The organism is Trinickia fusca, from assembly GCF_003628145.1.
Lineage (GTDB): Bacteria > Pseudomonadota > Gammaproteobacteria > Burkholderiales > Burkholderiaceae > Trinickia > Trinickia fusca.
In genome coordinates this window covers 56134-71864 of the sequence record NZ_RBZV01000015.1, presented here as the reverse complement: position 1 = coordinate 71864, position 15731 = coordinate 56134, and the positions used below count along the sequence as shown (strand labels likewise).

The window sequence follows — 15731 nt, the reverse complement described above, 5'->3', positions numbered from 1 at the left end:
GAAACCCTTACGGATCAAGCGCTTCGCACGCTTTTTGTCGGTCGGCTCTTGTAAATGCCGACTCCATTCGCGCAAACTAGCGGCGGTGGCAAAAAGCGTGTCGGAAAATCCAACTCAGAAGTGGGGCGTGTGATGCGAGACAAAGAAGATCAACGCGTCGACGACAGCCGCCGTACTTGGCTGATTGCGACGTCCGTAGCAGGCGGCTTTGGAGGCGTGGCCGCTGTCATACCCTTTGCGAGCTCTTTAGCACCATCCGAGAAGGCCAAGGCCGCCGGTGCGCCGGTCGAGGTCGACATCAGCGATCTGAAGCCCGGCGACATGAAGACCGTGGCCTGGCGCGGCAAGCCCGTGTGGATCATCAATCGCACCGATGCCATGCTGGCAGAGGTCGTGAAGGCCGACGACGAAGTCGCCGATCCGCATACGGAGAAGCCGTTCTCGATACCGTTGCCTGCGTACTGCAACAACGAATACCGCTCGCGCGCCGATCACAAGAACATTCTCGTCGCCGTTGCCGTCTGCACGCACCTTGGTTGCACGCCGACGCCGCGTTTTCAGTCGGGGCCGCAGGCCAATCTGCCCAACGACTGGCCCGGCGGCTTCCTGTGCCCGTGCCACGGCTCGACTTACGACCTGGCCGGCCGCGTCTTCAAGAACAAGCCTGCGCCGCAGAACCTCGACATTCCTCGCTACATGTTCACGTCGGCGACGACGATCGTGATCGGCAAGGACGAACAAGGAGAAGCGTAAATGGCGACGGAAAAACAAGTGGAAACGACCGGCTTTGCAGGCTGGATCGATCGACGTTTTCCGATGACGAAGACGTGGAAGACGCACGTGTCCGAATACTACGCGCCGAAGAACTTCAACTTCTGGTACTTCTTCGGCTCGCTCGCGCTGCTCGTGCTCGTGAACCAGATCGTCACGGGCATCTTCCTGACGATGAACTACAAGCCGGATTCGACGCTTGCGTTCGCGTCGGTCGAGTACATCATGCGCGAGGTGCCGTGGGGCTGGCTCATTCGCTACATGCATTCGACGGGCGCGTCGATGTTCTTCGTGGTCGTCTATCTGCACATGTTCCGTGGGCTGCTCTACGGCTCGTACCGCAAGCCGCGCGAGCTCGTATGGCTGTTCGGCTGTGCGATCTTCCTGTGCCTGATGGCCGAAGCGTTCTTCGGCTACCTGTTGCCGTGGGGCCAGATGTCGTACTGGGGCGCGCAGGTGATCGTGAACCTGTTCTCGGCGATTCCGTTCGTCGGTCCTGACCTCTCGCTGTGGATTCGCGGCGATTATGTCGTTTCCGACGTCACGCTGAACCGCTTCTTCGCGTTCCATGTCGTCGCGATTCCGCTCGTGCTGCTGCTGCTCGTGTTCGTACACCTGATCGCACTGCATGAAGTGGGCTCGAACAACCCTGACGGCATCGAGATCAAGGCCAAGAAGGGGCCCGACGGCGTGCCGCTCGACGGCATCCCGTTCCACCCGTACTACTCCGTGCACGACCTGATGGGGGTGTGCGGATTCCTCGTGGTGTTCGCGGCGATCATCTTCTTCTCACCCGAGATGGGCGGCTATTTCCTCGAGCAGAACAACTTCATCCCGGCCAATCCGCTGCAGACGCCGCCCGAGATCGCGCCCGTGTGGTACTTCACCGCGTTCTACGCGATGCTGCGCGCGACCACGGACCCGTTCAAGATCGTGCTGATGATCGTCGTCGCGTTGCTCGGCGTGCTGGCGCTCGTGAGGGCGCGCGGCAAGTGGAAGGTGGGGTTGCCGGTGCTCGCGGTGCTCGTCGTCTTGGCGATGTGGCTGACCGAATCGAAGTTCTGGGGCGTCGTGGTGATGGGCTCGGCGGTGATCTCGCTGTGTTTCCTGCCGTGGCTCGACCGCAGTCCGGTCAAGTCGATCCGCTATCGGCCGTTCTTTCATAAGGTGTTCTACGCGATCTTCGTGCTCGCCTTCCTGACCCTCGCGTTCCTTGGGACGAAGCCGCCGTCGCCGGCCGCGACGCTGATCGCGCAGATCTGCGCGCTGATCTACTTCGCGTTCTTCCTCGGCATGCCGTTCTGGACGCCGCTCGGCAAGTTCAAGCAGCCGCCGGAGCGTGTGCGTTTCAAGCCCCATTAACCGCGAGCGAGGACAACACGACATGAAAACATGGCTTTCGAAGCTCGCGCTAATTGGCGCGGCGGCGTTGACGCTGACGATGGGCGTGGCGAGCGCGGTGCGCGCGGACGAAAATTTTCCACTCGACCGTGCGCCTGACAACACGCAGAATCTCGCTTCGTTGCAGCATGGCGCACAATTGTTTGTAAACTATTGCCTGAATTGCCACAGCGCGAATCTGGTGCGTTACAGCTCGCTGACGCAGCTCGGGATCTCGCAAAAGGACATCGAGCAGAATTTGCTGTTCACGACAGACAAGGTCGGCAACACGATGACGATTGCGATGCATCCCGACGATGCGAAGGCGTGGTTCGGCGCGGCGCCGCCCGATTTATCGGTAGAGGCGCGCGCGCGCAGCCGGGACTGGCTCTATACGTACTTGCGCAGCTTCTACCGCGATGACACGCGGCCGACGGGCTGGAACAACATGGTGTTCGAGAACGTCAGCATGCCGAACGTGTTGTGGCAGCTCCAGGGCCAGCGGACGGCGAAATTCGAGGATGCGACAGATCCGGAAACGGGTGAGAAAATGCATCGATTCGTGGGCTTCCAGCAGGTAAAGCCGGGAACGATGGCGTCGGTAGATTATGATTCTGCCGTGGCCGACCTGGTTGCTTACCTGAATTGGATGTCGGAGCCGACGCAGCAGACGCGCAAGCAGCTTGGCGTGTGGGTGCTGCTGTTCCTGGGCGTGTTGACTTTTTTAGCCTGGCGGCTCAACGCGGCGTACTGGAAGGACGTTAAATAAACACGCCGTGAACCGGTGTGGGGCCGGCGCAAGGAAGGGCTCGCTTGAAAGGCGGGTTTTTCGGCGCGCTGGCCCTTCAGCTTTTTGAGGAAATTTTAAACATGATGGTTCTGTATTCCGGCACTACCTGCCCCTTCTCCCAGCGTTGCCGGCTGGTGCTGTTCGAAAAGGGCATGGACTTCGAGATTCGCGACGTCGACCTGTTCAACAAGCCGGAAGACATCGCCGTGATGAATCCGTACGGTCAGGTGCCGATCCTCGTCGAGCGCGACTTGATTCTGTACGAATCGAACATCATCAACGAGTACATCGACGAGCGCTTTCCGCATCCGCAGCTGATGCCGGCCGATCCGGTGCAGCGTGCGCGTGCGCGCCTGTTCCTGCTGAATTTCGAGAAGGAGCTGTTCGTCCACGTCAGCACGCTCGAGAACGAGAAGGGCAAGGCGGCAGAGAAGAATCACGAGAAGGCGCGTCTGGCGATTCGCGATCGTCTGACGCAGCTCGCGCCGATCTTCCTGAAGAACAAGTACATGCTGGGCGAAGAGTTCTCGATGCTCGACGTGGCGATCGCACCGCTGCTGTGGCGTCTGGATCACTACGGCATCGAGCTGTCGAAGAACGCCGCGCCGCTGATGAAGTACGCCGAGCGCATTTTCAGCCGGCCCGCTTATATCGAAGCGCTGACGCCTTCGGAAAAGGTGATGCGCCGCTAAGGGCTGCTTTGGAGGGGCGCTGCGCGGCTTGAGCGCGGCGCCTGCTCCGTGCGAGGACAGTTGATGCAAGAAATTTCGACGAAGCCGTATCTGCTGCGCGCGTTGTACGAGTGGTGCACCGATAACGGATATACGCCGCATATCGCGGTGAGGGTCGACAGCCAGACGCGCGTGCCGCGCCAGTTCGTGCACAACGACGAGATCGTGCTGAACATCAGCTTCGAGGCGACGAGCCAGCTGCAGATGGGCAACGAGTGGATCGAGTTCAATGCGCGGTTCTCGGGCAAGTCGCACAAGATCGAGGTGCAGGTCGCGAACGTGCTCGCAATTTACGCGCGCGAGAACGGGCAGGGGATGGCGTTTCCTGTTGAGCCGGTCATCAATGCCGAGGGTGTCGAAAGGGCGCCCGAGCTGCCGGCGGCGGAGTCTTCGGAGCAAGCGTCCGAGGGGCAGGAGTCCGCGTCTGCTCCCGTGTCGCACGACGACGGATCAAAAGGTGGTGGTAAAGCTCACCTGAAGATTGTGAAATGAAGTAGAATCGCAGGCTCAGCCGGCTTAGCTCATCTGGTAGAGCAGTTGATTTGTAATCATCAGGTGGCGGGTTCGAGTCCTGCAGCCGGCACCAAATACAATCAAGGGGTTACAAGATTTTTCTTGTAACCCCTTGTTCATTTCTGTTGGTCGTGTAACCGCTGTGTAACTGGATTTCCTCAATCCCGGTCAACGTCGTTTCGGTTACATGACGTCCCAGAAGGGCGCTGACCAGGGTGGCGCGAGTCGAGCCGCGTGCCGTATGGATTGCCGCCGACATCGACGCCGGAGTAATCCTCGCTGGTCATTGGCAAGCCGGTTGCCGGATTGATAGGGTAAGTCATAGCGCTCTCCTTGTTGAGCGGTTGGAAGACGCCCGCCGTCATCGACGAGGCGGGTGAAACTCAGTCGTCGTCGGACATCAGAATCGTGATAACGGGTTCGGCGTTGTCGCCTGGGCCGATATGCAGATTCAGCACGACCGGTCGAGGCTGCGTACCATGACCGCCGCGCGGCACGCGGTGCAGTTCAAACGCGATACGCTGCACGCCTCGTGCGCGCTTTGCTGCCAGTGCACCCATCCAGAGCACGTCCCAAAGCCGACCGCTTTCGTCCTGTGCGGCCTGCCTCTCGCTGTCCGCGTCAGTCCACGCCACGCAATCTGCCCATACCGCTGATGTCACCGCGACCGGAATACGAAAGCCGACTTCTCGCGCCAGACCGCTCACGTTGACCAGCACGCCATCGGCAATCGCTTGCGCGCGGGTATAGCTCGAAATCGTCTTACCGAAAACGTCGTCTGGGTTGTGCGTGTTGTCCTGCATGGTGTTCGCTCCTTTAAAGCTGACCGGGTTCCTGATGCAGAGCCCCCTTACACCGTTTGCCGGTGCCGGCATGGGGTGGCGCTGTGTCTGCCGCCGTTCTTCCCTCTGCTTCGCCCTGATGCACTGCGACGACCAGGCAACAGGGGCGACGTGCAAGGTCACGTCCGGAAGCCGCAGTCCGAAGGAAACGGGTGAGGAACGTGCGCGCAGCGTTCAACCTTGTATGGCGGCACGCCTGGCGTACAGTCATCCGTTTGGGCTAAGCGGCGGGAAGGACGGCGGCAGGCCGCCATTGCGACGAAACTGGCGTCGCGGGAGAGCGGGGCCGGTGGGCCACGTGCGAGCGCGACCCATGCACGCGTAGCGTGCGTGACTCGCAAGCCAGTGGCGCGCATCAGCGCGACGGTGAAGGGGGGCCGCGTCGCGTAGCGACGTGGGGCAAGCGCGTTCAGTGCGCAGCACAGACTGGCGCACCGGCCCCCAGGACGGTTGCCGGTCTGCGTGGGGGAGCCGGTCATCGCTGACAGCCCAAGCTGACAGAGGTCGCCCCAGCGACCGGCAGAGGGCCGGGGGCGGAGCCCCGCCCCGAAGCGCAGCGCTTGCGCTGCGTGCGGGCAAGGTAGTCGGGTCGCAGCACAGCGTAGACCGTAGGCCCACAGGCCGGAGCCGGCGGCGCATCCCGCGCGGACGGATGAGTACCTTGCCCGCACGCAGTGCGGGGCGCTGGTTTTAAGGACACGGCGGGCGTCCAGCCCGACGAATCCCCGTGCGGCCGTACAGGCCGCGTAAGGGGATGGTGGCCTTGCCGCGCAAGCGGCTTCGTTCCCCCTGTATGACTCCGGGCATACAGGGGCACATATGGGTGGTCACGCGCTATACGGAAATGTCGAAACCAAGGAGAGACATACCGTGACAGCGCAGGACGGCCGGATTGTGGCTAGCCAGAACGAGGTGCGCGTATTGCGCGCGCTCAATCGCTTCGGCTGGCTGCCTACGAAATCGCTTGGGGCGCTCCTTTGGCAGCCTTGGCTGCGAAAGCCGGCCGGCGAGCCGGACATGCAGCCGCGGATGCCGACCGCATCGGCCCGGCTGATGGCGCAACGCACGCTGCGCCGACTGTATTTGGCTCGCCAAGTGCTGCGGGCGCGTGCACCAGACGGCAGCCTGATTTACGCGCTCGCCGAAGCGGGTGTACGTCGGCTCGCGCAGCTCGGCGTGCCGGCCGTATCGGGCAAGGATTTGGTGAGGCGCTTCAGCTCGGCGCAGTTCCGCCACCGCAGCATCGCGAACGACATTGCGATTGCCGGCATCGTGGCCGGATTCCGCGTTTCGACCGAGCGCGAAATCGCGCAGGACAAGTGGCTCGGCGGCGAGCAAGGCATCGCGGGCAAGAAGCCCGACGTGCTGCTGCAAGGGGATGGACGGGTCTGGTGGATTGAGGTCGAGAAATCGCGTCGCCGGGCCAGCGACTGGGCGAAGCTCCATGCCTTCCTGAAAGCCGTCCATGACGATGCACACCGGACAGACGGGCCGGCGCTGCTCGGCGGGCTGCGTTGGGCAAAGGTCATCTTCATCTGCACGCCAGCATTCCACGTGCGACTGGTGCGCGAACTGAAAGCCGCCGGATGGAGCGAAGCCACAATAAACCGGCTCACATCCCACGTCGATGCGCTATACAGTTTCGAGGACATCGCGTTCAAGTAAAAACCAGGCCGCCACAAACCGGCGGCCTGGGTACAGGCCACCCACGCCAGCCGAGCCGGTCTGTGCGTGTAGTGGATGACCTTTTCTGCCCGCCATTCAAGCAGGCCGTGCGATGCGCGCGCGCTCGCGCTTCCGGCTATCGCACGTAAACAAGCATCAGGGGTCAGCAGTTGCAGTGCTGAGGTTCAGAAACACGCGAGGGCCAGACGTATCGAGGCCACGGCGGCGATGTTGCCGCGACAACCGTCCAGTTGGTCAATTGCCGACTGGGCGGTTGCTTATGATTAATCGCGCGGCATATTGGCCATCTTGGCCAGCTATTCCCTGTTGGCCAACTCCGGCAGGCTCCAGTACCACTTGCTGTCCTTGCCCTTGTACTTTTCCACGCGCAGGGCATCCGACGCACGGCGCAGGGTGCGCAGCGCGATACCGGCCTGTTCGGCGTCGGCCTCGATGGCTTTGGCCGGGACGTCGCCAGCGCTCAGCAGTTCGGCCAAAAACTCCCGAGCCGAATCGACTGCACTGCTGCCGCGCCCTTCGTTTTTTTCCTGGTTGCCGAGTAGTTCGTGTGCGGAACCCGAGACTTCATCGCCCCATGCGATGCATGAAGACGGGACGCCGGCGGCCGGTTCGCACTGTTCGATTTGGTACTCGAAACCGCCATCGTCCGGCCCGATGTTCGACTTGGCGCGAGCGAATATGCGGATGTCTTCGTCGCTGTCGCGCTTCACCTTCGCCGCAATCAGCACGACGCGCGCCACGGCCGTGAACGCGACCGAACCGTTGACCCACTGCGCCGGGTTGCTGCCCGCCTTACCTTTGTTGAAGTGCGTGATGCCGAGCAGCGCTGCGCCGACACTGGCAGCCAGGTCCACGAGCGGTTGCAGCGCGCGACGGGTTTCCGTGTTCTTGTGGCTGTCGCCCGACACGGCGGACACGATGGGGTCGATGATAAGCAACCGGACATTGCCGATTTTCTCGCACGTCTCCTTGAGTGCGGGCATATCGCGAGCTGGGTCGAAGCACTTTACTTTGCCTTCAATGCGCGTGCCCGTAACGAAGTACACGCGGTTCATGTCGGCACCGGCGGCCATCAGGCGCGGCGTCAGCGTATCGCGCGGGTCGTCTTCGCCAGACCAGATGACGATATTGCCCGCCTCGGCCACGGTACCGTCAGGCCAGATGCCGCCTTGCGTGACCGTGGCACCGATGGACATGGCAATCGTCGTTTTGCCGGTACCCGGCTCGCCGGCCAGCAGGGTCATCTTGCCGCGGGCGAAATAGCCGTCCCAGAGCCAGTTCATGGGTTGCGGGTGCATCGAAGCACCGTTGACGACGATGACGCCATCGCTCGCGGGTTCGGGCTTGCTGGTCGGTGCCGGTTTGGCGAGCGGCAGGATAGTTGCGTCGGCTTGCGTTTGTGCGGTGGACGTGACGAGATTCATGCCGCCACCCCGCCCATAAGTTGTTCCAGAGCATTACTCGGCCAGGCGAGAAAGCGGTTCGGGAGTTTCACCGGGCGCACGCCGTGATAGCTGCCGGTTTCCATGTAGCGCTTGCGGATGGACTGCGGACGCACGGCCATCATCGAGGCGAGTTCCTCGGTCGTGAGGAACGGGCGGAGGGTATGCTGGAGATTCATCTGTATCACCTTTCGCCGTTTGGCGTTTCGTTAGGGTGATACGCATTAGATTTACCCCTATACCGTCCCCCACAAGCGTCCCCGTTCCCCCAACTTGGGGGAGACGGGCACGGGGGACATTACCGGGCGTCGGCGATTTCCTTGTTGCGCCTCAACCGCTCCCACGCCTTGTCGAACGTCGTGGAGCCTTGCCAGTTCAGGGTTTTGCGAACCTCGGCCTTCACACCTGGCTGCCCGGCGGGGGATTTACGCAAGCTCAGTGGGTCATGTCCGAGTTCCGCTAGAACCCTCAGAATTTCCTGTTCCTGGAAGGCTTGTTGCTGCAAGGGGCGGGGCGTAATGCCCGGCTCCGATGCCCGAGCACCTCCTGCGCTAGTCTCGTCGGCAGCGACCGCGACGAGTTCGGCGGCGGGCGCTTCAAGAGGCCACGCATAGCCGTGCCGCGCGCACCAAGAGCGAATATCGGTATGCAAGAGCATCTGCTTGCCGGAAATCGTGGTCGCTGCAATCTCCGTGCGCTCGACGCCATCGGTCACGGCAGCCTTCCATTTCCAGAACACGTCATCGTATGCAGGCGATTGAACCCCGGCATCACTCGTGCCGGCGATAAGGATGGTGGTGGCGCGGTAGTGCGAAATCCACGCTTTACCGTCGTAAGCGCGTATCCAACCCGGCACATGCCGCCCGTCTGGAAACCGCCGCGAGTCCGAATCCATCTCGTCCGGCCGCACGACGGCGACATCGTGGCGCAACAGAAAGGGATAGATGTCCTCCACGTAGAAGCCGATACGCTCGAACAGGGGCTGCGCGTCGTCGTTCGGCGTGCCGTCCGCGTCGAACAGCGTTCCCTGGTCAGCAAAGAGACGAAGCTGACTGAGCAGCTGCAAGCGCGCACCCATGTCCAAGGGAAGTATGACGCCCGATGCGTCACGGGAGCGGATGTCGTTGATGCCAGTCAAGTCGGCTTCTGGGGCCGAAACTAGATAACCAGCCGCCTCGTACACTATGGCCGTTTCCGCCTGGCCGATTTGCCCGAATAGCTCCCACAAACTGATGAATTGCCCGCTGTCTTTCGACCGGTTTTCCGCGTCACGCACGTTTTCCTCTCATCCTGCTTTGTATAATCCGTTTGAACTTGGCCAGCATGACCAGCTTCGGCAGCTTGGACAAGTTGGCCGATATGGCCAAGAAGTCCTATATCGGCAGATACCCGCATTTCGTGAAGCCTCGTTGCCATTGGGCATTACAGAGGTCCGGGCCGTGCGCCTCGATGCGGTATCAGCATGACGAGTCCAATGCGATGAGACTATCATCCTGGACGATTCCCATATTCCGTCCTACCAGTGAACCAAGACCTGAAGAAAACCCTCTGGGCCGCCGCCGACAAGCTGCGCTCATCGATGGATGCCGCTGAGTACAAGCACATCGTGCTCGGCCTGATTTTCCTGAAATACATCTCCGATGCGTTCGACGAGCGCCGCGCGCAGCTCGCGGCGGCGTTCGGCAACCAGGAAGACGACCTGTATCTGCCCGACGCGACCGACCATGCTGAAGCGCTGGAAGAACGCGATTACTACACGATGGCGAACGTGTTCTGGGTGCCGGCGTCCGCGCGTTGGGAATCCATCCGCGCGCAAGCCAAGCAGCCGGACATCGGCGTGCGGATTGATTCGGCACTGGAAGCTATCGAGGCCGATAACAAGAGCCTTAAAGGCATCCTCGACAAGCGTTTCGGTCGCACGCAGCTCGAACCGGGCAAGCTCGGCGAACTGGTGGACTTGATTTCGACGGTCGGTTTCGGCGAGGGCCACCACGCCAAAGACCTGCTCGGCGAGGTCTATGAATATTTTCTCGGTCAGTTCGCGACGGCCGAAGGCAAGAAAGGCGGCCAGTTCTACACGCCGGCCTCGGTGGTGCGCGTGCTCGTCGAAGTGCTGGCTCCGCACGAGGGGCGCGTGTACGACCCCTGCTGCGGTTCGGGCGGGATGTTCGTGCAGTCCGAGAAATTCATCGAGTCGCACGGCGGCAAGGCGGATGACATCAGCATCTACGGCCAGGAAGCGAACCCGACCACATGGCGGCTGGTGGCGATGAACCTGGCGATTCGCGGTTTCTCGGCCGACCTCGGCAAGGAGCCGGCCGATACCTTCCACCGCGACCAGCACCCCGACTTGCGCGCCGACTACGTGCTCGCCAATCCGCCATTCAATATCAGCGATTGGGGCGGCGAGCGGCTGGCCGACGACCGACGCTGGACGTATGGCGTGCCGCCGGCAGGCAACGCGAACTATGCGTGGCTGCAACATATCCTGCATCACCTGAGTCCGCGCGGGCAGGCGGGCGTGGTGCTGGCCAATGGCAGCATGTCCAGTTCGCAGAATAGCGAAGGCGAGATTCGCCGCGCGATGGTCGAGGCTGCCGTGGTCGATGTGATGGTCGCGCTGCCGCCGCAGCTTTTCTTCAACACCCAGATTCCAGCGTGCCTGTGGTTCCTCGCCAGGGACAAGAGCGGTACGCCGTCCCCTGGCCGTCAGGTCGGCCGTGACCGGCGCGGCGAGGTGCTGTTCATCGACGCGCGCAAGCTCGGGCGGATGGCGTCGCGCGTGGTGCGTGTGTTCGATGACGAGGACATCGCGCGCATCGCCTCGACCGTACATGCCTGGCGCGCGGATGGCGAGGATGGGGCTGATGTGTCTTATGCCGATGTGCCGGGATTCTGCCGGTCGGTGTCGGTGGCCGAGATTGCGGAACACGGGTATATGCTCACGCCAGGGCGCTATGTCGGCGCGGAAGAAACAGAAGACGATGACGAAGCCTTCGGCGAGAAGATGGAGCGGCTGACCGCGCAGCTTGCCGAGCAGATGGCGAAGGGCGCGGAACTAGATGCGGTGATTCGGGAGAAGCTCGGGGGAATTGGATATGCGGTCTGAAGAGTATCCGCTTGTTCAGTTTGCCGACTTGCTAGCTGAACCTCTGCGAAACGGCGTCTACAAGTCGAAAGAGCACCATGGCCGAGGAGCTAAGGTCGTTAATATGGGGGAACTCTTCGGTCATCCGCGACTTCGCGATGTGCCGATGAAAAGGCTTGAACTCACAGACAACGAAATCCGTAAGTCGTCGCTTCGACAAGGAGATTTGCTCTTTGCTAGACGCTCCCTTGTGGCCGAAGGAGCTGGGAGGTGTAGCGTCGTAAAGGAAGTGTTTGAGCCTACTACATTTGAAAGTTCCATCATTCGAGCGCGTCCAGACCCGTCAAAGGCGAGCAGCGACTATCTTTATTACTACTTCGCGTCGCCACAAGGTCGGGAATTAATGCGGACGATTCTTCGGCAAGTGGCAGTGTCGGGAATTACGGGCAGTGACTTGGCGGAACTGCGGATTCCCGTTCCTTCCATGCCGGTCCAGCAGCAATGTGCCGAGATACTTGAGAACCTCGACGACCGCATCGACCTCCTGCGCCAGACCAACGCCACCCTCGAATCCATCGCCCAAGCCCTGTTCAAAAGCTGGTTCATCGACTTCGACCCGGTGCGCGCGAAGGCCGCAGGCCGCGAGCCGGAAGGTTTGGATGCCGATACGGCTGCGCTGTTTCCTGATTCGTTTGAGAATTCGGTGTTGGGTGAGATTCCGAAGGGATGGCATGCCATTACTCTGGGCGAGGCATTCGAGTTGAATCCATCTCGCTCGCTGAAAAAAGGGGGAGACGCCGCCTATTTGGAAATGGCTAATGCTCCAACGACTGGTCACCGACCATTGGGGCATGTTGGTTTTCGACCGTTTGGCTCCGGTTGCAAATTTAGAAATGGGGATGCGCTGCTGGCAAAAATTACCCCATGCCTCGAAAATGGAAAATCAGCGTTTGTCGATTTTCTTGGGGAAAACGAAATAGGTTGGGGTTCAACGGAATTTATCGTGTTGCATTCGCGACTGAAATTTCCGACATACTGCGCATATTTGCTGGCCAGACACGAGCCATTTCGGCAGTTTGCCATTCAGGCGATGACGGGAACGAGTGGCCGTCAACGTATCGACCTGTCACGCCTTATGCAATTCCCACTGGCTGCCCCCCCTGATGAGCGTATCGCCGTTGCTACTGAAACGGTGTTCGGTAATATACAAGCCCGTATCGCAGCAAACGACAATCAGGCGAAAGCGCTTGCGGCATTACGTGATGCGCTATTGCCCCGCCTAATTTCCGGCAAACTCCGTCTCCCCGAAGCCGAGGCGCAATTGAACGAGGCACTTGCATGAGCGTCATCAGCGAGGATGCAGTCGAACAGGCCATGCTCGGCTGGCTGGTCGACCTCGGCTGGCAAACCGCCCACGGCCCCGACATTTCCCCGCCCGACAGTAAGACGCCCGGCACCGAACGCGACACGTACCGCGATGTCGTCCTGCGTCATCGCCTGGCTGCCGCCGTTGCGAAGCTCAACCCTCATATCCCGCCCGGCGCTCGCGACGACGCGCTGCGCCATGTGCTGAACCCGAACGTCCCCGGCCTCGTCAATGCCAATCGCCAGCTCTACCGCTGGCTGGTCGATGGCGTGCCGGTCGAGTTCCAGAAGGATGGCGAGACGCGCGGCGACCGCGTACGCCTCGCCGATTTCTCCGACGCGGCCGCGAACGACTGGCTGGCCGTCAACCAGTTCAGCATCCAGGGCGCGAAGAAAACCCGCCGTCCCGATGTCGTGCTGTTCCTCAACGGTCTACCGATTGTCGTGGTCGAACTGAAGAACCCCGGCGACCAGAATGCAGACATCTGGGGCGCATGGAATCAGCTTCAGGCTTACCAGGAAGACATTCCCGAGCTGTTCCACACCAATGCGATACAGGTTATCTCGGACGGCACCACGGCCCGCATGGGTTCGCTCACGTCGAGCAAGGAACGCTTCCTAGCTTGGCGTACCATCGACGGCCGAGAAACCGACCCGCTTGGCGCGATGCGCGAACTCGAAACACTCACGCGCGGTCTGTTCCGCCGCGACTACCTGCTCGACTACCTGCACCACTTCATCCTGTTCGAGGACGAAGGCGCGCTCGTCAAAAAGATTGCCGCGTACCACCAGTTCCACGCGGTGCGCGCAGTGGTCGATAGCGTGTTGCACGCCTCGGCCCCCGGCGGTTCGCGCAAGGGCGGCGTCGTCTGGCATACGCAGGGCGCGGGCAAGAGCATCGAAATGACCTGCCTGGCCGGTGCACTAATGGCCAGTGCGGAGATGCAGAACCCGACTCTCTTGGTCGTCACTGACCGCAACGACCTGGACAACCAGCTCTTCGGTGTGTTCGCCGGAGCCAGCGAGTTGCTTCGTGAAACGCCGGTGCAGGCTGATACGCGTACCGAACTGCGCCGCCTGCTCGCCAATCGCCCGTCCGGTGGCATCATTTTCACGACCATTCAGAAGTTCACGCCCGGCGAGGACGAGGACACATTCCCGGTGCTCTCCGAACGGCACAATATCGTCGTTATCTGCGACGAAGCGCACCGCAGCCAGTATGGTTTCGATGCGCGCCTGACGGATGCGGGCAAGGACGGTGCGTCACCGGCCAATTCGGCTGTGCGCTACGGCTATGCGCAGTATCTGCGTGATGCGCTCCCCGGTGCCACGTTCGTTGCGTTCACTGGCACGCCGGTTTCGCTCGACGACCGCGATACGCGCGCCGTGTTCGGCGATTACGTCCATGTGTACGACATCGAGCAGGCCGTGAAGGATGGCGCGACAGTGCCGATTTACTACGAAAGCCGCTTGGCTGAGCTGGAGCTGAAAGAGGCCGACACCGACGACCTCGACGACCAGGTGGACGAACTGACCGAAGACGAGGCCAACGACGAATCGAAGGTCGCCACGCTGCGCCGATGGGCCGCTCTGGAGAAGATTGTCGGTGCGCCGCCGCGTGTCCAAATAATCGCTGCTGATATTGTGGCCCACTTCGAGAATCGCTTGGCCGCGCTGGACGGCAAGGCGATGGTGGTCGCGATGAGTCGCGACATCTGCGTGCATCTGTATAACGCTATCGTTGCGCTGCGTCCCGAGTGGCATAGCGACGACCCGATGCAGGGCGTTATCAAAGTCGTGATGACAGGCTCGGCGTCCGACAAGGCGTTGCTCAAGCCGCACATCTACCCGAAGGACATTCGTAAAAAGCTCGAACTCCGGTACAAGGACACGTCCGACCCGTTCAAGCTTGTTATCGTGCGCGATATGTGGCTCACGGGCTTTGATGCGCCGTGCATGCACACCATGTACATCGACAAGCCGATGAAGGGCCATAACCTGATGCAGGCCATCGCGCGCGTCAACCGGGTCTTCAAAGACAAGCCGGGTGGCTTGGTGGTCGATTACATCGGCATTGCGAACGAGCTGAAAGCGGCGCTGGCGACTTACACGCAGGCCAACGGACGCGGCCGGCCTACCATCGACGCGCGCGAAGCGCTGGCCGTGTTGATGGAAAAGATGGATGTGCTGCACGACTTGCTGCACGGCGTCGATTACGCGGCGTTCCGCACCCAGGCATGGCAACTGTTGCCGGCTGTAGCTGACCACGTGCTCGGACAGAAGGACGGTAAGAAACGCTTCGCGGATGCCGTCCTGGCTGCGGGCCAGGCGTTCGCGCTTTGCTGCACGCTCGATGCAGCGCTCCAGTACCGGGACGAGCTGGCCTTTCTTCAGGCGGTCAAGGCCGCCATCGCCAAGAGCGAGAACGTCAACAAAACGCTGACCGACGAGCAGAAGGAACACGCGTTGCGGCAAATCATCAGCAGCGTGGTGGTCAGCGACGAGGTTATCGACATCTTCTCGGCGGCAGGGTTGAAGCGGCCGGACATTGGAGTGCTGTCCGACGCCTTCCTGGATGATGTGCGGCATATGAAGCAGCGCAACTTGGCGGTAGAACTCCTGGAGCGTCTGCTGAAAGACCAAATCAAGTCGCGCTTCAAAACCAACGTAGTGCAGAGCGCGAAGTTCTCGGAACTGCTGCAGCAGAGCCTGACGCGCTACAACAATCGAGCGGTGCAGACTTCGCAGGTCATCGAAGAGCTTATCGCGATGGCCAAACAGTTCCAGGAGGCCGCCGAGCGCGGCGAGCGCTTGGGATTGAACAGCGACGAAATGGCCTTTTACGATGCGCTGGCAACCAATGAGGCGGCGGTGCGCGAACTCGGCGACGATACGCTCAAGAAAATCGCGGTCGAGTTGGTCGTGAGGCTGCGCGGCACGGTTACGGTCGATTGGGCGAAGCGAGAAACCGTGCGCGCGAAGCTGCGCGTGATGGTCAAAACGCTACTCAAGCGCTATAAGTATCCGCCCGACCGGCAGGAGGAGGCGACCGATACGGTGCTGGCGCAGGCGGAAACGCTGTCGGCGGATTGGGTAACCGCCTGATATACCCGCCTGACAGTT

At 61.2% G+C, this 15731-nt stretch carries 13 protein-coding genes and 1 tRNA gene; 10 read left to right on the top strand and 4 right to left on the bottom strand.

Annotated elements, in window-relative coordinates; genetic code table 11:
* The first annotated feature begins 132 nt into the window (after positions 1 to 132).
* The 6 genes from petA (at position 133) to D7S89_RS23935 (ending at position 4258) form a co-directional block, all read left to right on the top strand.
* Positions 133 to 753: a ubiquinol-cytochrome c reductase iron-sulfur subunit gene (gene petA, locus D7S89_RS23960; protein WP_121281362.1), complete on the top strand. Its 621-nt coding sequence runs from the start codon at positions 133 to 135 to the stop codon at positions 751 to 753.
* Positions 754 to 2133 (top strand): cytochrome b, encoded by a 1380-nt coding sequence (locus D7S89_RS23955; RefSeq protein ID WP_121281361.1) that lies wholly within the window; start codon positions 754 to 756, stop codon positions 2131 to 2133.
* A 22-nt stretch (positions 2134 to 2155) separates the two neighbouring features.
* Complete coding sequence (locus D7S89_RS23950; RefSeq protein WP_121281360.1) at positions 2156 to 2920, top strand: cytochrome c1; 765 nt, start codon at positions 2156 to 2158, stop codon at positions 2918 to 2920.
* A gap of 101 nt (positions 2921 to 3021) precedes the next feature.
* On the top strand, positions 3022 to 3633 hold the full coding sequence (locus tag D7S89_RS23945; protein WP_027797364.1) for a glutathione S-transferase N-terminal domain-containing protein: 612 nt from the start codon (positions 3022 to 3024) through the stop codon (positions 3631 to 3633).
* A 63-nt stretch (positions 3634 to 3696) separates the two neighbouring features.
* The gene (locus D7S89_RS23940) at positions 3697 to 4164 is read left to right on the top strand and encodes a ClpXP protease specificity-enhancing factor (RefSeq protein WP_121281359.1); all 468 of its coding nucleotides are present in this window, start codon (positions 3697 to 3699) and stop codon (positions 4162 to 4164) included.
* Between the two features lie 18 nt (positions 4165 to 4182).
* Positions 4183 to 4258 (top strand) — tRNA-Thr (locus D7S89_RS23935).
* Positions 4259 to 4568: 310 nt separating this feature from the next.
* Here the strand turns inward: D7S89_RS23935 and D7S89_RS23925 are convergent.
* Positions 4569 to 5150 carry a DUF6573 family protein gene (locus D7S89_RS23925; RefSeq protein ID WP_245983215.1) on the bottom strand — a complete coding sequence of 194 codons (582 nt, stop codon included), beginning with the start codon at positions 5148 to 5150 and terminating at the stop codon, positions 4569 to 4571.
* A gap of 747 nt (positions 5151 to 5897) precedes the next feature.
* On the opposite strand from D7S89_RS23925, the gene D7S89_RS23920 reads away from it, so the two are divergent.
* Positions 5898 to 6692 carry a hypothetical protein gene (locus D7S89_RS23920; RefSeq protein WP_121281421.1) on the top strand — a complete coding sequence of 265 codons (795 nt, stop codon included), beginning with the start codon at positions 5898 to 5900 and terminating at the stop codon, positions 6690 to 6692.
* Between the two features lie 317 nt (positions 6693 to 7009).
* On the opposite strand, the gene D7S89_RS23915 is transcribed toward D7S89_RS23920, so the two are convergent.
* The 3 genes from D7S89_RS23915 to D7S89_RS23905 all read right to left on the bottom strand — a co-directional run bounded on the left by D7S89_RS23915 (position 7010) and on the right by D7S89_RS23905 (position 9431).
* The gene (locus tag D7S89_RS23915; RefSeq protein WP_121281357.1) at positions 7010 to 8137 is read right to left on the bottom strand and encodes an AAA family ATPase; all 1128 of its coding nucleotides are present in this window, start codon (positions 8135 to 8137) and stop codon (positions 7010 to 7012) included.
* On the bottom strand, positions 8134 to 8334 hold the full coding sequence (locus tag D7S89_RS23910) for a hypothetical protein (protein WP_060373689.1): 201 nt from the start codon (positions 8332 to 8334) through the stop codon (positions 8134 to 8136). The genes D7S89_RS23915 and D7S89_RS23910 overlap by 4 nt, the downstream gene beginning before the upstream one ends.
* A 119-nt stretch (positions 8335 to 8453) precedes the next feature.
* The gene (locus D7S89_RS23905; RefSeq protein ID WP_121281356.1) at positions 8454 to 9431 is read right to left on the bottom strand and encodes a hypothetical protein; all 978 of its coding nucleotides are present in this window, start codon (positions 9429 to 9431) and stop codon (positions 8454 to 8456) included.
* A 246-nt stretch (positions 9432 to 9677) separates the two neighbouring features.
* On the opposite strand from D7S89_RS23905, the gene D7S89_RS23900 reads away from it, so the two are divergent.
* From D7S89_RS23900 to D7S89_RS23890, 3 genes are read left to right on the top strand one after another with little or no spacing between them, the layout of a single operon-like run.
* Positions 9678 to 11264 carry a class I SAM-dependent DNA methyltransferase gene (locus D7S89_RS23900; RefSeq protein ID WP_121281355.1) on the top strand — a complete coding sequence of 529 codons (1587 nt, stop codon included), beginning with the start codon at positions 9678 to 9680 and terminating at the stop codon, positions 11262 to 11264.
* Positions 11254 to 12585, top strand: a complete 1332-nt coding sequence (locus tag D7S89_RS23895) for a restriction endonuclease subunit S (RefSeq protein ID WP_121281354.1) — start codon at positions 11254 to 11256, stop codon at positions 12583 to 12585. Before D7S89_RS23900 ends, D7S89_RS23895 begins: the two co-directional genes overlap by 11 nt.
* Positions 12582 to 15713 (top strand): type I restriction endonuclease subunit R, encoded by a 3132-nt coding sequence (locus D7S89_RS23890; RefSeq protein WP_121281353.1) that lies wholly within the window; start codon positions 12582 to 12584, stop codon positions 15711 to 15713. The genes D7S89_RS23895 and D7S89_RS23890 overlap by 4 nt, the downstream gene beginning before the upstream one ends.
* Positions 15714 to 15731 lie beyond the last annotated feature (18 nt).